Origin of the sequence: Nonomuraea sp. NPDC049695, from assembly GCF_040674955.1 — a bacterium.
Classification (GTDB): Bacteria; Actinomycetota; Actinomycetes; order Streptosporangiales; family Streptosporangiaceae; genus Nonomuraea; species Nonomuraea helvata.
On sequence record NZ_JBFANV010000013.1, the window covers coordinates 144526 to 165228 of the forward strand.

A 20703-nucleotide genomic window follows, 5' to 3' on the forward strand; every position below is an offset into this window, starting at 1 on the left:
GAGCTGCTTGTCAGCTGCTCAGGGGCCGTTTCGCGTCGTAGCCGTCGTAGGGGGTCAGCGTGGAGCGATCCAGGTCGCGCGGGCGGCGGCGACGAGCGTTCCGTCCACCTCGTAGATGGCACTCTGGCCGTACATCTTGCGTCCGTCGCGGCCGGTCGGGCGGGCCACCACGGAGTAGCGGCCGCCGGGGTAGACCGGGCGGTGGATCTGCACCGCGAGCCGTCCGAGCAGCGCGGACTCGCCGGGGCCGAAGTGGGCCCAGCCGGTGATGCAGTCGAGCACCGCGCCCACGATCGACGCGGGCACCCCGTCCTCGCCCGTCACCGTGAACGGCACCCGCCATCCGGCCGCCACCAGGTCCGTGCCCTCCACCGGGCCGGGGAAGATGCGCAGGCCGTCACCCGGCTCACGCAGGCCGCAGGCGAAGCACTCGGCGAACGGGTGCGCCTTCAGGCCCACGAACCCGGCCTCGGCGCGCGCGGCGTCGTTGAACGGCACGAACCCGGGGCCCTCCAGGTCCTCGGCCACGGGGATGGCCTCGACCAGCAGCTTGTCGCCGTCCGAGAGGGACACGGAGTTGGCGACGTGCTCGAGGCGCAGCTCGGTCTCCAACGGCGTGGGCGCGTGGAGTGTGACCTCGACGGCTGATCGACCACCGTTCAGCGCCTCCGCCATGGTGCCCGCTATCCAGCCGCCGTTGGCGACTCCCGCGGGGCCCCGGAAACGCTGCGGAACGGTCAACACGGTCTGCAGGGCAGCCGTCGTCATGCCACAACCTCCAATATCGCCACATGTGGCGAGAAGTCCGGAAACGTCAAAAGAAGCAGGCCGATTTTACTGGACTCCCGGTTTCGCCAGATCTCGGGGGTCCTGAGGCTGATCGGCACCACGCATAACGCCTCGAAGGGGCCCGAAACTTCCCACCCGTCCTCGACCGGCCTGTCACCAGGTGTCTCGAGACGCTAGGCGCCGCACATCGCCGGGATGTGACTCAGGGGTCAGAAGCAACGAAAATCGGCCTCACTCCGGACTTCCACCTGGAGTGAGGCCGATCAAGGCGTTGGGAGTACCTTATCCCGGCTTACCCCCACCCCGCGACCCATACTCGGATACGGCCGCCCACCGAGGTGCGCGTCTTCGGCCGCGTTCGGGAAGGCTGGAGAGCACGGCAGCATGAGAGAAAGCGAAGGTGAGCCTGTGCGGGGTGCGAGGTTGCGGTATCCGTCCGGATCCCTGGTCGTCCTGACGGGGCTTCCAGGCGCGGGCAAGACCACCCTGCTGCGACGCCTGTACGGCATGCAGGGCGCGGAGAGCCTGCCCGTCACCATAGGCACGGTCGCGGTGATCGACTCGTTCCAGTCCAAGCAGCACTGGTACGGGCGGCTCGCCTGGGCCCCGCAGCCGGTACGCCGCGCCGTGGTCTTCGTCACCCACCTGAGCCGCATCCGCCAGGCGCTGACCCGGGGCCACTCGGTCATCGCGCACAACCGGGGCTGCGGCCCGTACGTGCTGCGCGGTTTCGCCTGGCTGGCCCGCAGGCACCGGGCGGGCTTCCACCTGCTCCTCCTGGACGCGCCGCCGGAGGCGGCGCTGGCGGGGCAGCACACCAGGGGCCGGGTGGTGGCGCCCAGGACGTTCGCCCGCCATCAGCGCAGGTGGGAGAGCCTGCTGACCAGGGTGAAGGGCGGCGATCCCGCCCCCGCCTCCGGCGCGTACATCATGGACCGGGCGGGGGCGGACGTGCTGCAGGAGATCGTGTTCGACGAGACAGGCGCGAACGCTCAGAGCACCGGCAGGTAGCGCCCCAGCTCGAACTCGGTGACGTGGCGGCGGTATTCGCGCCACTCGGCCCGCTTGTTGCGCAGGAAGAAGTCGAAGACGTGCTCCCCCAGCGTCTCGGCCACCAGCTCGCTGCGCTCCATGACCTCGATCGCGTCGTTGAGCGAGCCGGGCAGCGGCTGGATGCCGAGGGCGCGCCGCTCGGCGCTGGTCAGCGTCCACACGTTGTCCTCGGCCGCGGCGGGCAGCTCGTAGCCCTCCTCGATGCCCTTGAGACCGGCCGCCAGGATCAGCGCGAAGGCGAGGTACGGGTTGCACGCCGAGTCGAGCGACCTGAACTCGATGCGCGTCGAGCCGCCCTTGTGCGGCTTGTACATCGGCACCCTGACCAGGGCGGAGCGGTTGTTGTGGCCCCAGCACACGTAGGAGGGCGCCTCGCCGCCCTGGCCCGCGATGGCCTCGGCCCCGCCCCAGAGCCGCTTGTAGGAGTTGACCCACTGGTTGGTGATGGCGGTGATCTCGGCGGCGTGCCTGAGCAGCCCGGCGATGAACGACCGGCCGATCTTGGAGAGCTGGTACTCGGCCCCGGCCTCGTAGAAGGCGTTCCTGTCGCCCTCGAACAGCGACATGTGCGTGTGCATGCCGGAGCCCGGGTGCTCGGTGAACGGCTTGGGCATGAACGAGGCCCAGATGCCCTGCTCCAGCGCGACCTCCTTCATGACCAGGCGGAAGGTCATGATGTTGTCGGCCGTGGTGAGCGCGTCGGCGTAGCGCAGGTCGATCTCCTGCTGCCCGGGCGCGCCCTCGTGGTGGCTGAACTCGACGGAGATGCCCATCGACTCCAGCATCATGATCGCCTGACGGCGGAAGTCATGGCCGGAGCTGTGCGGCGTGTGGTCGAAGTAGCCTCCGGAGTCGATCGGCTCGGGCCGCTGGCCGGGCTCGGGCCGGCTCTTCAGCAGGAAGAACTCGATCTCCGGGTGGGTGTAGAACGTGAAGCCCATGTCGGCGCACTTGGCGAGCGTGCGCTTGAGCACCCAGCGCGGGTCGGCGTGCGACGGCGAGCCGTCCGGCATGAGGATGTCGCAGAAGATGCGCGCCGCGCCAGGCGTCTCGCTGCGCCAGGGCAGGATCTGGAACGAGGACGGGTCGGGCTTGGCGAGCATGTCGGACTCGTAGACGCGGGCGAAGCCCTCGATGGCCGAGCCGTCGAACCCTATGCCCTCGGCGAACGCACCCTCCAGCTCGGCCGGGGCGATCGCCACTGATTTGAGGAAGCCGAGCACGTCAGTGAACCAGAGCCGGATGAACCGGATGTCGCGTTCCTCGAGCGTGCGGAGCACGAACTCCTGCTGGCGGTCCACAGCGTCCCCTCTATCTGACAGTACGGGTCTATGTACCAGCATGCCGTGTCCGTGTTTCACACACGTTACGGGGGGCGCCGGTGCGAGCCTCGCTGACAAAGCCCCCCGCCCAGACTTAATGTGATCACGCATTCAGTCTCGGGGGAGGCATTGGTGGCCATCGACCTGCTCAATCACAAGCTCGATCGGGCATTCGACCACATCGACGCGAGCGGCAACGGCGTCGTGGAGCGTGAGGACCTACTGGGGCTCGGCGCCCGCATCCTGGTGGGCTTCGGGGAGTCCCCCACCTCGCTCACCGGGGCCAGCCTCGTCGACGGCTTCGGCGGGATCTGGGCCACGCTGTCGCAGACGCTCGAGCGCGACCCCGACTTCACCATCTCGCGGCTGGACTTCCGTACCGGGATGATCTCGGCGTTCGTCATGGGCGACCGGTATGACGCGGTGTTCCGGCCGGCCACGGTGGCGGTGGCGGAGCTGTGCGACGGCGACCGGGACGGCGAGATCGGCCCCGGCGAGTTCCGCACGATGCTGAGCGCGTTCGGCGTCGCCTACGACGACGTGGACGAGGCGTTCGACCGGCTCGACCGGACGGGCAGGGGCAGGCTCACCGTGGACGAGCTGGTCCTGGCGGCCTCCGACTACTACCGCAGCGAGGACCCGAACGCCGCGGGCAACTGGCTTTTCGGCCCCCTGTGAAAAGCCCTGTGAAGACGTCCGTGAACACCTCTGAGAAGACGTCCGTGAACACCATGAGCACCACGGTGTTCGCCAGCATGGTCGCCACCGCGCGTACCGCGCTCCGTTCCGCCCTGACCTCGATGCTGCCGCTGCCGCGCAGGGGCGGCTCGGCGGCGCTGGCGCTGCTGCCGCTCACCGAGCGGGTGCCCGCGATGGCGGCTCCGTGCCGGATGCACCCGGCCGTGTACGCGATCGAGGCCGCCGTCATCGACTGGGCCAGGAGGACGGGGCTGCGCGCCGCGCCCGGCGTGGGCTACCACCGGATGGCCGGCCGGGCGTTCGCCGAGTTCGACGCGGCCGCGGCGGCGCTGTTCGCGCAGTGGCTGACGTGGCTGTTCCACCTGGATGACGAGCTGGACGAGGGGTCGTGCTCGCTGGACATCTTCGACGGCATGCTCAAGGGCGCGGCGCGGCATCCGCTGGAGGCGGCGTTCGCGGACCTGTGGCGGGTGACGAGCGCGCGGATGAGCGACCGGTGGCGGGCCAGGTTCGCGGTCGGGCTGCGGCGTCAGCACGACGCCTGCCGTACCGAGGCCGACAACCGGGCGGCGGGCCGGATGCCGACGCTGGAGGAGTATCCGGCGCTGCGCAGGGGCACGGTGGGGCCGTACCTGTATGACCTGGTCGAGCCGTGCCTGCGGGTGGAGGTGCCGGCGTGGGTGCATGAGGGCGAGCCGTGGCAGGAGCTCGTGAGCGCGTGCAGTGACATCACGGCGTGGTGCAACGACGTGGCCTCGCGGCCGAAGGAGCGCGGCGACGTGCACAACTTCGTCGTGCTCGCGATGCGCCAGCTCGGGCTGGGCGAGCGCGAGGCGACGGCCTGGGTGCTCGACCGGATCGCCGCGCGCTGCCAGGACATGCAGAAGGCCGCCAGGCGGCTGCCGCTGGAGGACCTGGAGCCGAAGGAGGCGCGGGACGTCAGCAAGGTCGCGTGCGCGTACCTGGCGGCGCCGCGCGCCCACCTCGACTGGCTCCTGGAGTCCAAGCGTTACGCCTGACTCGCCAGGGTGTCCCCTATGGGGGTGCGGCGGTAGACGACCTGCTTGCCGACCCGCATCCCCACCGCGAGCCCGCCGCCGCTGAGCACGCCGAGGTGCTGGCTGACCGCGCCGGGCGTGAGCGACATGCGCGCGGCCAGGGCGGAGGTGGTGGCCGGCTCGGCGAGCGCGAGCAGGATCTGTGCCCTGCTCCTGCCGATCAGCGCGGAGAGCCCGCCGGGCGCGGGCGGCGGCCCCTGCTCCCACAGCGTGCCCACGCCGAGCACGGGGTAGATCAGCGTCGACTGGTACGGCGCCGTCATCACCGCCACGGCCTGCCCCCAGAACGCGCTGGGCACCAGCACCAGCCCGTCGCCGTGCAGGCCGCCCGCCTCGCACCACGGCCGGTCGATGATCAGCCGCTCCCCCGTCCACGTCACGGCCGGATCGAGCGCGGCGAACAGCTCGTGCGCCCCGCCCTGGGCGAGCTGCCGCGAGCGGCGCAGCACGTCCCGCTCCAGCAGCCCGTAGACCCGCGGCCAGAACTCCGCGAAACACCTCTCCCAGTACGTCTCCAGCGTGGCGGCCACCCTGGCCACGCCTGCCTCGGGGTCGGCCATGAACCGCTCGATCACCGCCCGGTCGGCCCCCACGATCTTCGCCGCCTCCCGGCGGGCCAGCTCGGGCGGCGTACGCCTGACCCGGTCGAGCTCGGCGGCGAATTCCGGCATCGGCGTGTCGGGGGGCGGCGTGATGAAGTCGGCGATGTAGCCGGTCAGGGGCACGAGCGCGAACAGCTCGGACAGGTCGAGCCCCGCGAGGCGGGGGCGCACGGCCTTGAGCCACGGCAGGTGGATCGAGTGCCGCGACGGCCGCTGAAGGGTCCGCAGGCTGGCGACCAGCTCCCACACCGGCGAGAACGCGAACCGGATCCGGGCCACGTCCTCCGGCTTCATCACCCACGAAACGGACATGCTTTTAGCGTGCACTAAATCGTTCGCCCCGACAAACCCCCAAATATCACCCTTTATGGCGTGACGAGCGCAACTGTTGAGCGATCCGCCTTCCTGCGATCCATGGTGGGCGGGCTGCCCCGCCCGTTCTGGGCCCTGTGGGGCGGCACGCTGGTGAACCGCCTGGGCACCATGGTCATGCCCTTCACCGGCGTCTACCTGACGCAGGCCCGCGGCCTGTCGGTGACGGCCGCGGGCCTGGTGATGGGCCTGTTCGGAGCGGGCTCGCTGCTGTCGCAGCTGCTCGCGGGGGTGCTCGCGGACCGGATCGGGCGCCGGGCCACGCTGTCGGGCGGCATGCTGGCCACGGCCGCGACCATGCTGGCGCTCGGCTACAGCACCTCGCTGCCCGCGATCCTGGCCTCGATGTTCGTGCTCGGGCTGGTGATCGACGTCTACAGGCCCGCCTCGAACGCCCTGGTGGCGGACCTGGTCTCGCCGGAGGAGCGGCCCCGGGCGTACGGGCTGCTGTTCTGGGCGATCAACCTCGGGTACGCCGTCGGCATGACGGCCGGGGGCTGGCTCGCGGGGCTGGGGTTCGTCTGGCTGTTCTGGATCGACGCGGTGTCGAGCGTGGCCTTCGCCGTGCTGGTGTGGCGGGCCGTCCCGGAGACCAGGCCGGCGGTCCAGCAGTCCGCCGGCGGGTTCGGCGTGGTGCTGCGGGACCGGCTGATGGTGGGCTTCACGCTGGTGACCCTGGGCATGGCGCTGGTCTACTCGCAGACGATGACCATGCTGCCGGTGGCGATGACGAAGGTCGTGGGGCTGTCGCCGGGGCAGTTCGGGCTGGCCATGGCGCTGAACGGCGTGCTGATCGTCATCGTCCAGCCGCTGGTGTCGGGGTGGCTGGGACGCAGGGACGCCCCTCGTACGTTCGCGCTGGGTGTGGCGGTGATGGCGCTCGGGTTCGCCATGACCGCGTTCGTCCACGACACGTTCGGGCTGGCGGTGACGATCGCCGTGTGGACGGCCGGCGAGGTCATCCAGGCCGGCATCGCCGGCGCGATCGTGGCCGCGCTCGCCCCGGCCGAGCTGCGGGGGCGGTACTCGGGGCTGTTCGGGTTCGCATGGTCGCTGGCCGCGGTGCTGGCGCCGCTGCTCGGCGGGCCGCTGCTGGCGATCGGGACGTGGGCGCTGTGGTTCACGATCGGCGGGGTGGGGCTGGTGTCTGCGGCGGGCATGCTGCTCCTCGGACCGGCCATCAGACGCCGCTGACCGACGCCGGGCGCCCCCCGGCCGTGGGGAGAATTCGCCATGTACCCGCGCGCCTTCTCCCTCTAAAGTTACGCCTGACATGCTGACCTTCACCGCGCTCGGACCGTTCCAGGCCTGGTCCGACGGCTCCCTCCTCGACCTCGGCGGCCAGCGGCAGCAGGCGGTGCTCGCGCGCCTGCTCGTCGCCGGCGGCCGCGCCGTGCCCGTGAGCACGCTCATCGACGAGCTCTGGCCGGGCGCGCCGCCCGCGCAGGCCCTGTCCACCATCCAGGGGTACGTCTCCCGCCTGCGCCGGGCGCTCGAGCCCGATCGCGCGCCCCGCGAGGAGGCCCGCGTGCTCGTCTCCGCGCCGCCCGGCTACGCGCTGCGCGCCGGGACGGACCAGGTGGACACCTGGCGGTTCGAGAGCCTCGTGAAGTCCGACGGAGCGCCGGCGCAGGTGTGGGCGGCCATGGACACCGCGCTGGGGCTGTGGCGTGGGCCGGCGCTGGCCGAGTTCGGGGAGCTGAGCTGGGCCGCGACGGAGGCGGGCAGGCTGGAGGAGCTGCGGCTCATCGCCGTCGAGCGCCGGGCGGACGCCGGTCTCGCGCTGGGCAGGGCGACGTCGCTGGTGGCCGACCTGGAGGCGCACGCGTCGGCGTACCCGCTGCGCGAGGAGGCGTGGCGGCTGCTCGCGGTGGCGCTCTACCGGCTGGGACGCCAGGGCGACGCGCTGGCGGCGCTGCGCAGGGCGCGCGCGACCTGGCGCGAGGAGCTGGGCCTCGACCTGTCGGCCGCGCTGCAGGGCCTGGAGGCCGACATGCTCGCCCAGCGCCTGGACGAGCGTCCTCCGCCCATGGAGGAGGCTCCCCCGAAGGCACCGGACACCGCGCCGCTGCGCGTGCTCGTGGCCGACGACCAGGCGCTCGTACGGGCCGGCGTGCGGGCGATGCTGGCCGGCGAGCCCGGGGTCACGCTGGCCGGCGAGGCGGCCGACGGCGAGGAGGCGATCGCGCGGGTGGCCGGGACCCGTCCTGACGTGGTCCTGCTCGACATCCAGATGCCGCGCCTCGACGGGCTGGCCGCCGCCCGCCGGATCCTGGCGGAGGACCGGCCGCCCAAGGTGATCATGATGACCACGTTCGGCAGCGACGAGAACCTGTATGCGGCGCTGCGAGCGGGAGTGAGCGGATTCGTGCTGAAGACGTCGGCCCCCGAGCAGTTCCTGGCCGCGATCAGGGCGGCGGCGGCCGGGGACGCGCTCATCGACCCGACGATCACCACCCGGCTGATCGCGTCGTTCGCCGGGCGCACCGACCCGGCCGCTCCCCCGGCGCTGGCCGGGCTCTCCGACTCCCAGCTCGACGTGCTGAAACTCGTCGCGCGCGGCCTGACGAACCATCAGATCGGCCACTCGCTCTCGTTGCCCGAGGAGGAGGTGGCCGTCATGGTCAAGTCGCTCCTGGAGCACCTCGGGCTGTTCGACCGGGCGCAGCTGGTCATGGCGGCGTACGAGTCAGGTTTGGTGACACCGGGCGAAAAGACTTCCTTTTCGTCTCTTTGACGATAAAAATCACGCCGTACTAGGCTTGGCGGCGTGGCCCAACTGCGCATAGCCCTCGCACAGACGAACCCGACCGTCGGCGACCTTGACTCCAACGCCGACCGGCTGATCACGTGGACCCGTGATGCCGCCGCGCGCGGAGCCCATCTTGTGGTCTTCACCGAGATGTTCCTCACCGGCTATCCCGTGGAGGATCTCGTCCTGCGTACGTCCTTCGTGGACGCCAGCATCCGCACCCTGGAGGAGGTGGCGCGCAGGCTGGAGCGGGAGGGTCTGGGAGACCTGCCCGTGGTCGTCGGCTACGTCGACCGCGCGGGCCTGGCCCCCCGGGTCGGCCAGCCGAAGGGCGCCCCGCTGGACGCGGCCGCGCTGCTCCACAAGGGCGAGGTGGTCACCCGGACGGCCAAGCACCATCTGCCCAACTACGGAGTGTTCGACGAGTACCGTTACTTCGTGCGCGGCGACCGGCTGCCGATCTTCCGGCTGTACGGCGTGGACGTGGCGATCGCGGTCTGCGAGGACCTCTGGCAGGAGGGCGGCCCCGTGTCCGTCGTGGGGCAGGCCGGCGCCGGGCTGCTGGTCGTGCCGAACGCGTCGCCGTACGAGAAGGAGAAGGACGACGTACGCCTGGAGCTGTGCGAGCGGCGGGCGCGTGAGGCGGGCTGCGCGCTCGTCTACGTGAACCAGGTCGGCGGGCAGGACGAGCTGGTCTTCGACGGCGACTCCATCGTGGTGGACGGCTCGGGCTCGCTGGTGGCGCGGGCGGGCCAGTTCAGGGAGGAGCTCCTGGTCGTGGACCTGGACCTGCCGGTCTCCGACGCGGAGACCGGCACGTTCCCGTACGACGCGAGCGACGGCACCACCATCACGGTGGACCGCACGGTGCTCTCGGACACCCCCGTGGAGCCCTATGAGCCGGTCCCCGCGACGATCGCGGAGCGCCTGGACCTGCACGCCGAGGTCTACTCGGCCCTGGTCCTGGCCGTGCGGGACTACGTGGCCAAGAACGGCTTCCAGTCGGTCATCCTCGGCCTGTCCGGGGGCATCGACTCGGCCCTGACGGCCACCATCGCCTCGGACGCCATCGGCCCGTCGCGCGTCAACGTGGTGCTCATGCCGTCCCGCTACTCCTCGGACCACTCGCTGGCGGACGCGGAGGAACTGGTCCGCAGGCAGGGCGTGACCTCGCAGGTCGTCCCGATCGCCGACATCGTCGACGCCTTCGAGAAGGAGATCGACCTCTCGGGCCTGGCCGCGGAGAACCTCCAGGCGAGGGTGCGCGGCATGATCCTCATGGGCCTGTCGAACCAGCACGGCCACCTGGTGCTGACGACGGGCAACAAGAGCGAGCTCGCGACCGGCTATTCGACGTTGTACGGCGACTCGGCCGGCGGCTTCGCCCCCATCAAGGACGTGCCGAAGACCCTGGTCTGGGACCTGTCCAGGTGGCGCAACGCCAACTCGCTGCCCGAGTTCCTGCTCGAGGCGAAGGCCCCCATCCCCGAGAACTCCATCGTCAAGGAGCCGAGCGCCGAGCTCCGCCCCGACCAGCGGGACACGGACTCGCTGCCGGAGTACGAGGTCCTCGACCGCCTGCTGGACGACTACGTGGAGAAGGACATGGGCTCGCAGGAGCTCATCGCGGCGGGCCACGACCCGGCGCTGGTCACGAGGGTCATCAGGCTGGTGGACCTGGCCGAGTACAAGCGCCGCCAGTACCCGCCCGGCCCCAAGATCACGCCGAAGAACTTCGGCCGCGACCGCCGCCTGCCCATCACCAACCGGTGGCGCGAGACCACCGGCCGGGCCTGACGGTTGTGAGCGTGGAGCTGCTCCGGGTGGAGCTGGGCGTCATCTGGCGGCTCGACGAGCGGGGCCGCCTGCCGGGGCCGGAGGACGTGGTGATCGGCGTGGCGGCCGACGGCATGACCGCGGCGGTGTCCGGGCGCGTGCCCGGCCCGCTCGCCGCGCGCCTCCTCGACCTCGTCTCCCAGGGCGTCCCGTCGCCTCCCGGCCACCCCCCGGACGTTCTGGCGCGGTGCCGGGAGCTCCTCGGCGACGATCACGCGGTGTCCGGAGGGCCGAGCTACCTGGTGCGCCGGCGGGTCCGCTACGAGGTGCCCGCCGAGGTCCTCAGATCGGACGATCCGGCACACGCGGAGCGCGTACGCCCCCTGCGGCCCTCCACCTGGACGCCCGGCGAATGGGACGCGCTCGTCGGCGGCGGCGAGGGGGCGCCGTGGGCGATGATCGTCGAGGACGGGCAGGTGGCCGCGGTCTGCCACAGCGCGCGCCTGACCCCCGAGGGCGCCGAGGCGGGCACCTGGACGTCGCCCGCCTTCCGAGGGCGCGGGTACGCCGCGGCGACCACCGCCGCGTGGGCCCGCCTCCTGCCGGACATCCCCATCTTCTACAGCACCGGCGCCGACAACCGCTCCTCACAGCGGGTGGCCGGGCGGCTCGGGCTCCGTCCCGTCGGCTGGCTCTGGAAGCTCACGCCCTAGCGTGGAGTGCCTCCCGCTCCCATCGGTCGCGGGGCTGGGTGTGCAGGCGCCAGTAGTGCTCGGCGATGTCGTCCGGGTCGAAGTCCGTGCCAGGCGCGACGGGCCCGGCCACGGTGATGCTCGCCACGTGCACGCCGGACGGCCCGTACTCCTGGTCGAGCAGTTGCACCAGCGTCCGCACGCCCGCCTTGCCGAGCGACAGGCTGACGTACGCGGCCTTGGGCTCGGGCATCCCGCCGGTGACGAGGAACGACCCGCTGCCGCGCCGGGCCATCGCGGGCGCCACGTGCGCGGCCGCGACCATGGCCCCCACCACGTTCACCGCCCAGGCGTCGAGCTGGGCCCGCACGCTCACCTCGCCCGGCGTGTCCGGCCGGATGATCGCGGCGTTGTAGACCACGACATCCGGCGTGCCCAGCTCGGCGGAGGCCGCGTCGAGGGCCGCCCGAAGCCCGTCCTCGTCGGCGACATCGGCCTGGTACGTGAGCACCCCGTCCAGATCGAGCGCCGTGCCGGTACGCGAGACGAGGGCGACCGGCAGCCCCTCCCGCGCGAACCGGCGGGCGACGGACCGGCCGATCCCCGGCCCCGCTCCGATGATCACAACTCCAGGCATCATCGGCTCCTTTCCGTTGTTGTGATCGCAAGCTAAGGCGTCACATCGATGTGAAGGTCAAGGAGCGCATGAAGATCGGAGACCTGGCCCGGCGGACCGGGGTGAGCAGGCGGTTGCTCCGCTACTACGAGGAGCAGGGGCTGCTACGCCCGGTGCGGCTGCCCAACGGCTACCGCGAGTACGGCGAGCCGGACGTCGCGGCGGTCCGCCACATCCGCGCGATGCTCGCCGCCGGCCTGCCCACGGCGGTCATCGCCCGCCTGCTGGACTGCGTCCACGACGACGGCGACCGGATCGTGCCGACGGCCTGTCCGGGCATGGTGAGCAACCTGCGCAGAGAGCGCGAGCGCATCAGCGCCACGATCGAGCAGCTCCAGACCTCCCAGCGCGCCCTCGACGCCATGCTCGCCTCGGTCCGACCGACCCCCCTGGGCCGGTGACGTCACATGTTGTGATCGACTGTGCGGCCTCGATACTTAGCCCTTGTGCTAACTATTTCGAGACCGCCATACTTAGCCGCATGGCACAGTATTCGGCGCAGCTCGACGGGGTGTTCGTCGCCCTCGCCGACCCGACCCGGCGCGCCGTCGTCCGGCGCCTCGGCCACGGGCCCACGAGCGTCGGCGACCTCGCCCGCGAGTTCCCGATGACTCTCCCCTCGTTCATGAAGCATGTGCGGACACTCGAATCGAACGGGCTCATCCGCACGGTCAAGTCCGGCCGGGTGCGCACCTGCGTGCTCAACCGCGAGCGGCTCGCCTTGGTCGACGATTGGCTCGCGGAGCAGCGCCGGATCTGGACAGAGCGCACCGACCGCCTCGAACGGTTCGTCACCGACCCAGAGGAGAACAGGCAGTGAATCCCGATCTCGACCTTGGTCTGGAGCGGATCATCCGCGCCCCGCGCGCGACCGTATGGAGGGCCTGGACGGACCCGTCCCGGCTTGAGCAGTGGTGGGTCCCGGCTCCGTCCCGCTGCCGGGTGGAGCGCCTGGACCTGCGGGCCGGCGGGGCGTTCGTGACGCGGCTGAGCGAGGACGGGTCCGAGTTCGTCCCGCACCTGAACGCGTGCTTTCTCGCCGTGGACGAGCTGGAGCGGATCGTGTTCACCAACGCGATCGACAGCACGTGGCGTCCCGCGAGCCGCACCCCGGTCGTGATGACCGCCGCGATCACATTGAACGATCACCCGGACGGCACGGACTACCGGATCGTCGTCCGGCACGGCGACCCGGAGGCCCGCGCTCAGCACGAGAAGCTCGGCTTCGCCGACGGCTGGGGGACGGTCACCGCCCAACTGGCCGCACTCACCGAGGGCAGGCAATGAAGATCGCTCTCACCGAGTTCGTCACGCTCGACGGGGTCAGTCAGGGCCCCGGCTCGCCGGACGAGGACACCAGCGACGGATTCACCCGTGGCGGCTGGCTCGTCCCCCACATGGACCGGACGTTCGTCCAGCGCGCCTCCGAATGGCTCGACCTCGCCGACGGCCTCCTGCTCGGACGGCGGACCTACGAGGCGTTCGCCCGCGATTGGCCGAAGATCACCGACCCGGCCGACCCGTTCACCGAGCGGATGAACACCCTGCCGAAGTACGTCGTGACGAACACCCTCACCGAAGGAACCTGGAACCCCACGACCGTACTCAAGGGCGACCCGGTCCATGCGGTCGCCGAACTCAAGACACAGCCAGGCCGGGAACTCCAGATCCACGGCAGCGCCCGCCTCGGCGACTCACTGCTGTCGGCGGGCCTGATCGACATGATCCGCCTCGCGGTCGCACCCGCGGTCCTCCGGACCGGCCGGCGGCTGCTGACCGGCGCGGGCGCCCCGTCCGGCCTCCACCTGCTCCGCCACGAAGCCACGCCGAACGGCCTGCTGCTCCTGGAGTACGAGGTGACCGGCCGAGCACGCCAAGGCGCGTACGAGGGTGTCACCGCCTTCGCATAACCAGCGCTATCGGGAGCTCGGCAAATCTGATCTTCTCCCTACGCCGGGTCAGTCTCGAACCCTCGCGGACCGGAGCGATCATCGCCGCCCTCGCCCTGCGCCACCACGAGAACCACCGCACGATGGAGATCACTCAAACGCAACCGATGCCCTCCCCGGCCTCGAGGCCCGCGAGTCCTCGATCATCCGGGGAGGCCGTCAGGGGGCCATTCCCGCCAGGGCCACGTCCACGACACGTTCGGCGAGATCCGGAGCGAGGTCTCCGGCCGGAGCCCACTTGGTGTGCCAGATCATGGTGCCGGTGAGAACGGCCATGCCCATGGAGACATCCAGGTCGGCGCGGAGCTCGCCGGTGGCGATGCCGCGCTCGATCACGGCGCGCATCGCCTCCCTGCGGGGCTCGACCGCCCGTTTCATGAAGCGCTCCATCAGCCGCGGGTAGCGATCGGCCTCGCTCATCGCGATGTTCATCACGCACCGGTTGCGGACGTTGCCCGACTCCCGGCGCATCGCGTCGAGCAGGGAGATCAGGTCGTCGCGCACCGACGTGCCGCTGAGCGGCGGCAGCGGCGCCTTGAGCGTGGACAGGGCGTCGACGACCAGGTCCTCCTTGTTGGCCCAGCGCCGGTAGATGGTCGTCTTGCCGACGCCCGCCCTCGACGCGATGGCCTCGATGGACAGCTCGGAGACCCCCATGCCCTCGCCGATCAGATCGAGGGTCGCCTCGATGATCGCCTTTTCGGCCTTCTCGCTACGCGGACGGCCCGCCGGGCGGGCAGTCCCCGATTCCTGGATCGTCATCGCGGCCTCACACTACCGCTGGTTCCTTCTGTTCCGCCTGCTGGACCGGGCGTGCCTTGCCCGGCATCCACTTTGCCACGACCGCGACACCGAGCAGCGCGATCACCGCCGACACCAGCGCCGTGACGTGCATGCCGTCGAGGAACGCGGTGAACGCCGGCTTGATCAGGGCGTGGCCCCTGTCACCGAGCGCCTGGACGACGCCCATGGTCTGCACGAGAGACTCGCCCGCGGTGTGCTGGACGTTCGAGGGGAGACCGGTCAGCGAGGGGGTGATCTCGCTGCGGTAGTTCGACGAGAGGATCGAGCCGAGGACGGCCACGCCGAGGGCGCCGGCCACCTGGCGGACGGTGTTGCTCATGGCCGAGCCGACACCGGCCTTCTCCCTGGGCAGCGACTCCATGATGGCGGTGGTGGCGGGCGGCATGATGTTGGCCATCGCGGCGCCCTGCACGAAGAAGATCAGCTCGATCAGCACGACCGGCGTGTCCTGCTCCATGAACGCGTAGCTGGCCAGGGCGGCCGTCACCACGATCATGCTCACGGTGGCCGACAGCTTGGCGCCGAACCGCTCGTTCACGCGCTGGCTGAGCGGCGCGAAGATGAGCTGCGCGGCGGCGAACGGGATCATCAACGCCCCTGCCTGCACCGGCGAGAACCCCAGCACGATCTGCAGGTAGAAGGTCAGGAAGAACATCCCGCCCATCATCGCGAAGAAGACCATGCCCATCATGCCGATGGCCGAGCTGAAGCGGACGTTGCCGAAGTTGCGCACGTCGAAGATGGGGTGGTCGATGCGGCGCTCCCACCACACGAACACGCCCAGGACCGCCAGGCCGATCAGGGTGGGAACCAGCACCTCGGCGCTGGCCACGGTGCCCAGGTAGCCGCCGCGGATGATGCCGTACACCACGGCCACCAGCCCGATGATGGACAGCACCACGCCGACCGGGTCGAGCTTGGACGGCTTGGGGTCACGCGACTCGGGCACGAGGCCGGCGATGAGGAACATCGCGATGATCACGATCGGCACGTTGATCAGGAAGACCGAGCCCCACCAGAAGTGCTGGATCAGCAGGCCGCCCGTGATCGGTCCGATCGCCACGGCGAGCCCGACGCCACCGGCCCAGATGCCGATCGCCTTGCCCCGCTCGCCGGGCGGGAAGACGTTGGAGATGATCGCCAGCGTCGCCGGCATGATCGCCGCGGCACCGATGCCCATCGCCGCCCTGGCCAGGATCAACTGCATCGGATCCTGGGAGTAGGCGCTGGCCAGCGAGGCCAGCCCGAACAGCGCCATGCCGATGAACAGCATCCGCTTGCGCCCTGTTCGGTCGCCGATCACGCCGAACGTGAACAGCAAGCCGGCGAACACGAGTGTGTAGGAGTTGATCGCCCACTCCAGCTCGCTCTGCGTCGCTCCCAAACCGACCGTCTTGTCGGCGATGGTCTTCATCGCCACGTTGAGGATGGTGTTGTCCAGCACGACGGCCAGCAGGCTGAACACCAGCACGCCGAGGATCCCCCAACGGCGTGGATGACCCGTTGCCGGGTCCACGACTGTGTCCTTCATGATTGCGTCCCTAATTTCGATACGTCTGAGTTTCGCAACGACACCGTATCGCAAGCTATTCCGATACGCAACGGTCCCGTTTCGTAAATACGGTGTGATCTGCCCGACACCAGGCACGTTCAACAGAGTCCCGGAGGCTTACACCCTGGAAGGTGCCGGTTCGTCCGCCGCTGCCCCTTCGTCCTCGAGCGGCGTCGTACGTGACTCGGGCGGTCGACGGGACCAGAACGGGGCGGCGACGAGCACCATGGCCGCGCCCACCAGGCCCGCCAGCATGAACCCCCACGCCGGCCCGCTCCCGTCGATCACTGCCCCGATGACGGGGGCCGCGAGGGCGCCGCCGATCAGCAGGGCCGTGCCGTGGAGGCCCATCGACTCGCCTCTCGCCCCGGCGGGCACCCACCGGGAGAGCACGTCGACCGTGGCCGACAGCGACGGCGCGCAGAGCAGCCCGGCCGGTAGGAGCGCCAGGACCAGCCACTGCCAGCCGCCGCTCACCAGCCCCACCGGGATGGTCAGCAGGCCCATGAAGGCGATCAGCGTCAGTGGCGAGAACCCACGCGAGAGGCCACCGTACACGAACCCGCCGATGAGGGAGTAAACGCACCAGATGGCCACGGCGAGGCCCACCCACTCGGTCTGGCCTGCCTTGTTCATGGTCGCGACCAGCGACAACTCGGTCGCCGTGAGGACGAACGTGGCCGCCGCGGCGGTGCCGAGCAGCGCCACCAGCCCGGGCGTGAGCCACTGCCGCCTGGGCACCTTCGTCGCGTGCTCCTCCAGCTCCTCGGCCGATCGGGTGGGCGGGTTGAGCGCGATCAGGCCCAGGCCTGCGGCCGCCGTGCCGACGCCGATGACGGTCATCGTCACCCCGCTGCCGTACGCCGTGATGCCCACCACCGCGAGGGCGGGACCCGCCATGTACGACAGCTCGACGATCATCGAGTCGAGCGCGAAAGCGCTGCGCCGCTGGGCCACCGGCACCAGCGCGGCCAGGCACTGCCGGGTCACGCTGAAGACGGGCAGCGCCAGCAGCCCGGCCACCGCCGCCGCCCCGATCAGGACGGGGAACGGCAGCGTCCACGCGCACGCCCAGAACGCCGCCTGAGCCACGGTCGTGACGATGAGGATGGGACGCAGGCCGTGCTTGTCGACCAGCCTTCCCGACAACGGGGACCCGATCGCCATGCCGATCGTGCTGGCCATGGTGATCAGGCCGGCCTTGCCGTATCCCAGGTCGAGCACCACGGCGACGTGCAGGGTCAGCGTGATGCCCATGGCCGTGGACGGGATCCGCGCCAGCAGCCCCACCAGCAGTAACGCGGGGACACCCGGGATCTTGAGCAGTCGTCGGTAAGGGGCGAGAGCCATGTCGTTTCAACCTCCGCACCGATTCTGGCAAGAGGCACCGACAGTTTCGCCACGGGTTTTCCGCCGCGTGACAGCGCGTGACATCATCGGAAGGAGTCCGGGGACGCCGCTGGGGCGCCTCGAGACGTTTTCTGGAGGGTTCACAACTCATGTCCTCTTCAACCACGCTGTACGGGGGCGCCTCCGGGCGCCGCGTCACCGTCCGCGATCTCACCGCCGCAAAGGAGCGCGGAGAGCGGTGGCCCATGGTCACCGCCTACGACGCCATGACGGCCAGAGTGTTCGACGACGCGGGCATCCCCGTCCTGCTGGTGGGCGACTCGGCGGCCATGGTCGTCTACGGGTACGACTCCACGCTGCCCGTCACGGTCGACGACCTCCTGCCCCTCACGGCGGCCGTCGTACGCGGCTCGTCACGGGCGCTCGTGGTCGCGGACCTGCCGTTCGGGTCGTACCAGTCCTCGCCTGCGCAGGCGCTGGAGTCGGCGGCACGCTTCATGAAGGAGGCGGGCGCGCACGCGGTCAAGCTTGAGGGCGGCCGGCGCGTCCTGCCCCAGGTGGAGGCGCTGGTCTCGGCCGGGGTCCCGGTCATGGCCCACCTCGGGCTCACCCCGCAGTCGGTGAACGTCCTCGGCGGCTACCGCGTCCAGGGGCGCGGGCAGTCGGGTGACGAGCTCATGGCGGACGCGAAGGACCTCGAGCGGGCGGGGGCGTTCTCCGTGGTGCTGGAGTGCGTGCCGGCCGACCTGGCGCAACGGGTGACGGCGTCGCTCGCGATCCCGACCATCGGCATCGGGGCGGGCGCGGGGACGGACGCGCAGGTCCTGGTGTGGCAGGACCTGATGGGGCTCACGCCGCGGCCGGCCCGCTTCGTCAAGCGCTACGCGGACCTGGCCTCGGAGATGGACCGCGCCGTCCGCGCCTTCGCCACCGACGTGACCTCGGGCGCCTTCCCCGCGCCTGAGCACTCCTACGCCTGAGAGCCGGTTCCGGGCCGCGCGATCCAGTGGCGATTGTCAGTTTTGGGTTGATCTGGCCACTGATCACGTTTCCTACCTGCGGGTGACCACTTCACCCCGGACATCTCGTGCCCGCACCCGTTCATCTGATCTGGCCATTTCTCGGAACGAGTCGCACCATCGTGGCCAGCGAGGGCGATCAGGCATAGAAGTCGGGTCGCCGTCACCGGGGTGAAGTAGAGCGTTTCCGCAGGTGAACGGCGGTGACTGTTGCCTGCGCCGCTTAGGTTCCGGGGTGTCGGGTTAGGGCGGACCGGGGCGCCCTGCCGTAATTGCTCGATGGGTTTCCCCGGTCCGCCAGCCGCACTCGGCGTGCGCGTGTCACAACCCTGCCCATCGCGATCGCAAAAGCTGCCGTGATCGCGATGGGCAGGGTTTAGCGACCGGCTCTTAGCCGTCGATCCGGCTGATGGTGTACATCTGCGGCGTGGCGCGGTACTGGGCCCGCAGGTGATAGCCGTTGCCCGCGCCGGAGGGCTTGGTGTCGGTGATCACTACCGGCCGTTCGCCTTGCCACCATTCGCACTGGTCGCCGCTGCCCAGGAACCTCCACCGCTGGTTGGAGGAACCTACGGCGCAGACGTAGCCGTCGCTGGAGTCCAGCCAGTAGCCGTTGTAGGGGCCGTCGTCGATTTTCATTCGGCAGCTCCAGCCGCCGTCCTCTTCCTGGCCGTCCACCACGTGGAAGCGCGCCTGGGTGGACCCGACGGCGCCCCAGCACAGCCACTCGGTGTCCACCAGACGCGTAGGGTGGGCGCCGGTGCCCGGCGTGCCATACACGAAGTCCATCCGGCCGGCCGCGTCTAGCGCCGTGCCCCGGTAGATGGAGAACCGTCCGTTTGGGAGCCCCATAGATCCCTCTCTGATTACTTAGTGTATTTGTTCATGCTCAAAAAGTAGCTACCCAAAGCCGGGCCGTCCGCACCCAGACCAGTCGGGCAAAGTAGAGTGTTTCCGCAGGTAGCCACCGGTGGTAGTTGCCCGCGCCGCTCCTAGGTTTCGGTCCGGACGGTCAAGAATGAGTCGGGCGCCGGACATCGTGATAGCGACGGCGACCAGGTTTTCGCAGGTCGCGATGCCCGGTGAGTACTTCTATGTCAACTCGTTACTCAGCGCTACCTTGCCCCTGGTAGCGACCCGAGCGACGGGCCGACCACGTCGTGCCCCGAGAGCATCGACCTACTGCGCGACCTGGTGCATGGCCACATCACCGCGGAATCGGCCACATCGGTGCGGACCTGACAGCGATCGCGCGGCCCGCTGGAAGGACGCTTCTGTCAGGAGAGCGGCACCAACCCGGTGATCTCGGCCAGCTCCTCGGCGGTCGGTTCCCAGTCGCCGGCGGCCGCGTTGGCGCGGACCTGATCCGGGCCCGTCGCACCGGCGATCACCGAGCCGCAGCCGGGCAGCGCGGCCAGCGCGCCCATGGCCACGTCCAGGAGTGACCGGTCATGCTTGTCGGCCCAGGAAACCAGCGTCTCCACCCGGTCCAGCTTCTCCGGCGTGACGAGGTGGGGACGCTCCGCGAGCCGGGTCCCGGCCGGCGGCTCCTGCCCGCGCCGCACCTTCCCGGTCAGCAGCCCGTGGGCCAGCGGGAAGTACGGCAGCACGCCGACCCCGTAGTGCAGGGCCGCCGGCACCACCTCGCGCTCGGCGCCACGCTCCAGCAGCGACCAGTGGTTCTGCGCCGACACGAACGACGCGCACCCTCTCTCGCGGGCCACGTGCGCGGCCTCGGCGATCTGCCAGCCGGCGAAGTTGGAGCTGCCGATGTAGCGCACCTTGCCCTCACGCACCAGCTCGGTCAGGGCATCCAGCGTCTCCTCGATCGGAGTGACGCCGTCGGGGACGTGGTACTGGTAGAGGTCGATGTAGTCGGTACGCAGGCGCCGCAGCGACCCCTCCACCGCCCGCCTGATGTACGACCGGCCGCCCAGCGTCCCGCGCGCCTCGCCCTGCCCGGGATCGGGGCGGTTGCCAGGCCTGCCGAACTTGGTGGCCAGCACCACCTTGTCCCGCCGGCCGGCCAGCACCTCGCCGAGGATCTCCTCGGAGGCGCCGTGCACCGCGCCGTACGCCTCGGCGGTGTCGAAGAGCGTCACACCCTCCTCGATCGCCGCGTCCACCACCGCCCTGGTGCCGGCCACGTCGAGGCGCGCGCCGATGCTGTTGCAGCCCAGCCCGACCACTGACACCCGCAGTCCCGAGGCGCCCAAGGTCCTGTAACGCATGATTCCG

Annotated in this window: 21 protein-coding genes; 12 read left to right on the forward strand and 9 right to left on the reverse strand. The window is 70.5% G+C overall.

Features of this window, described 5'->3' with window-relative positions; genetic code table 11:
* Positions 1–54 precede the first annotated feature (54 nt).
* Positions 55–768: a hotdog fold domain-containing protein gene (locus AB0J64_RS14865; protein ID WP_364026138.1), complete on the reverse strand. Its 714-nt coding sequence runs from the start codon at positions 766–768 to the stop codon at positions 55–57.
* Between the two features lie 429 nt (positions 769–1197).
* Between AB0J64_RS14865 and AB0J64_RS14870 the strand changes: the two genes are divergently transcribed.
* On the forward strand, positions 1198–1800 hold the full coding sequence (locus tag AB0J64_RS14870) for an AAA family ATPase (protein ID WP_364026141.1): 603 nt from the start codon (positions 1198–1200) through the stop codon (positions 1798–1800).
* Here the strand turns inward: AB0J64_RS14870 and glnA are convergent.
* Positions 1782–3143 carry a type I glutamate--ammonia ligase gene (gene glnA, locus AB0J64_RS14875; protein WP_364026144.1) on the reverse strand — a complete coding sequence of 454 codons (1362 nt, stop codon included), beginning with the start codon at positions 3141–3143 and terminating at the stop codon, positions 1782–1784. The two genes, AB0J64_RS14870 and glnA, sit on opposite strands and share 19 nt — an antisense overlap.
* 120 nt (positions 3144–3263) lie before the next feature.
* Between glnA and AB0J64_RS14880 the strand changes: the two genes are divergently transcribed.
* Positions 3264–3842 (forward strand): EF-hand domain-containing protein, encoded by a 579-nt coding sequence (locus AB0J64_RS14880; RefSeq protein ID WP_364026147.1) that lies wholly within the window; start codon positions 3264–3266, stop codon positions 3840–3842.
* A 20-nt stretch (positions 3843–3862) separates the two neighbouring features.
* Positions 3863–4882: a terpene synthase family protein gene (locus AB0J64_RS14885; protein ID WP_364026150.1), complete on the forward strand. Its 1020-nt coding sequence runs from the start codon at positions 3863–3865 to the stop codon at positions 4880–4882.
* Here AB0J64_RS14885 and AB0J64_RS14890 read toward each other — a convergent pair.
* Positions 4873–5835 carry a DUF5937 family protein gene (locus AB0J64_RS14890; protein ID WP_364026152.1) on the reverse strand — a complete coding sequence of 321 codons (963 nt, stop codon included), beginning with the start codon at positions 5833–5835 and terminating at the stop codon, positions 4873–4875. The two genes, AB0J64_RS14885 and AB0J64_RS14890, sit on opposite strands and share 10 nt — an antisense overlap.
* A 60-nt stretch (positions 5836–5895) precedes the next feature.
* Between AB0J64_RS14890 and AB0J64_RS14895 the strand changes: the two genes are divergently transcribed.
* The 4 genes from AB0J64_RS14895 to AB0J64_RS14910 all read left to right on the forward strand — a co-directional run bounded on the left by AB0J64_RS14895 (position 5896) and on the right by AB0J64_RS14910 (position 11136).
* Entirely contained in the window at positions 5896–7089 is a 1194-nt protein-coding gene (locus tag AB0J64_RS14895) for an MFS transporter (RefSeq protein ID WP_364026155.1), read from the forward strand.
* Between the two features lie 79 nt (positions 7090–7168).
* Positions 7169–8632, forward strand: a complete 1464-nt coding sequence (locus AB0J64_RS14900) for a BTAD domain-containing putative transcriptional regulator (RefSeq protein WP_364026158.1) — start codon at positions 7169–7171, stop codon at positions 8630–8632.
* Positions 8633–8665: 33 nt separating this feature from the next.
* Positions 8666–10444, forward strand: a complete 1779-nt coding sequence (locus AB0J64_RS14905) for an NAD+ synthase (RefSeq protein WP_364026161.1) — start codon at positions 8666–8668, stop codon at positions 10442–10444.
* A gap of 11 nt (positions 10445–10455) precedes the next feature.
* Complete coding sequence (locus AB0J64_RS14910; RefSeq protein ID WP_364026164.1) at positions 10456–11136, forward strand: GNAT family N-acetyltransferase; 681 nt, start codon at positions 10456–10458, stop codon at positions 11134–11136.
* Here the strand turns inward: AB0J64_RS14910 and AB0J64_RS14915 are convergent.
* Positions 11126–11755 (reverse strand): SDR family NAD(P)-dependent oxidoreductase, encoded by a 630-nt coding sequence (locus tag AB0J64_RS14915; RefSeq protein WP_364026167.1) that lies wholly within the window; start codon positions 11753–11755, stop codon positions 11126–11128. The genes AB0J64_RS14910 and AB0J64_RS14915 overlap by 11 nt on opposite strands.
* 65 nt (positions 11756–11820) lie before the next feature.
* Here AB0J64_RS14915 and AB0J64_RS14920 point away from each other — a divergent pair, with 65 nt between their 5' ends.
* From AB0J64_RS14920 to AB0J64_RS14935, 4 genes are all read left to right on the forward strand, one after another.
* Positions 11821–12192 carry a MerR family transcriptional regulator gene (locus tag AB0J64_RS14920; protein ID WP_364026170.1) on the forward strand — a complete coding sequence of 124 codons (372 nt, stop codon included), beginning with the start codon at positions 11821–11823 and terminating at the stop codon, positions 12190–12192.
* Between the two features lie 80 nt (positions 12193–12272).
* A complete protein-coding gene (locus AB0J64_RS14925; protein WP_364026173.1) occupies positions 12273–12611 on the forward strand; it encodes a metalloregulator ArsR/SmtB family transcription factor in 339 nt (112 codons plus the stop codon).
* The gene (locus AB0J64_RS14930) at positions 12608–13078 is read left to right on the forward strand and encodes an SRPBCC domain-containing protein (protein WP_364026176.1); all 471 of its coding nucleotides are present in this window, start codon (positions 12608–12610) and stop codon (positions 13076–13078) included. The genes AB0J64_RS14925 and AB0J64_RS14930 overlap by 4 nt, the downstream gene beginning before the upstream one ends.
* Positions 13075–13701, forward strand: a complete 627-nt coding sequence (locus AB0J64_RS14935; protein ID WP_364026179.1) for a dihydrofolate reductase family protein — start codon at positions 13075–13077, stop codon at positions 13699–13701. Before AB0J64_RS14930 ends, AB0J64_RS14935 begins: the two co-directional genes overlap by 4 nt.
* A gap of 198 nt (positions 13702–13899) precedes the next feature.
* Here the strand turns inward: AB0J64_RS14935 and AB0J64_RS14940 are convergent, their stop codons facing one another.
* The 3 genes from AB0J64_RS14940 to AB0J64_RS14950 all read right to left on the reverse strand — a co-directional run bounded on the left by AB0J64_RS14940 (position 13900) and on the right by AB0J64_RS14950 (position 17446).
* Positions 13900–14502, reverse strand: a complete 603-nt coding sequence (locus AB0J64_RS14940; RefSeq protein WP_364026182.1) for a TetR/AcrR family transcriptional regulator — start codon at positions 14500–14502, stop codon at positions 13900–13902.
* Positions 14503–14509: 7 nt separating this feature from the next.
* Positions 14510–16075, reverse strand: a complete 1566-nt coding sequence (locus AB0J64_RS14945; protein ID WP_364026184.1) for an MFS transporter — start codon at positions 16073–16075, stop codon at positions 14510–14512.
* Between the two features lie 138 nt (positions 16076–16213).
* Complete coding sequence (locus tag AB0J64_RS14950) at positions 16214–17446, reverse strand: MFS transporter (RefSeq protein ID WP_364026187.1); 1233 nt, start codon at positions 17444–17446, stop codon at positions 16214–16216.
* Between the two features lie 149 nt (positions 17447–17595).
* Here AB0J64_RS14950 and panB point away from each other — a divergent pair, with 149 nt between their 5' ends.
* Positions 17596–18426: a 3-methyl-2-oxobutanoate hydroxymethyltransferase gene (panB, locus tag AB0J64_RS14955; protein WP_364026190.1), complete on the forward strand. Its 831-nt coding sequence runs from the start codon at positions 17596–17598 to the stop codon at positions 18424–18426.
* A gap of 429 nt (positions 18427–18855) precedes the next feature.
* Here panB and AB0J64_RS14960 read toward each other — a convergent pair whose 3' ends face one another.
* On the reverse strand, positions 18856–19317 hold the full coding sequence (locus AB0J64_RS14960) for a hypothetical protein (RefSeq protein WP_364026193.1): 462 nt from the start codon (positions 19315–19317) through the stop codon (positions 18856–18858).
* 425 nt (positions 19318–19742) lie between these two features.
* Positions 19743–20696 carry an aldo/keto reductase gene (locus AB0J64_RS14965; protein ID WP_364026196.1) on the reverse strand — a complete coding sequence of 318 codons (954 nt, stop codon included), beginning with the start codon at positions 20694–20696 and terminating at the stop codon, positions 19743–19745.
* Between the last annotated feature and the right edge of the window lie 7 nt (positions 20697–20703).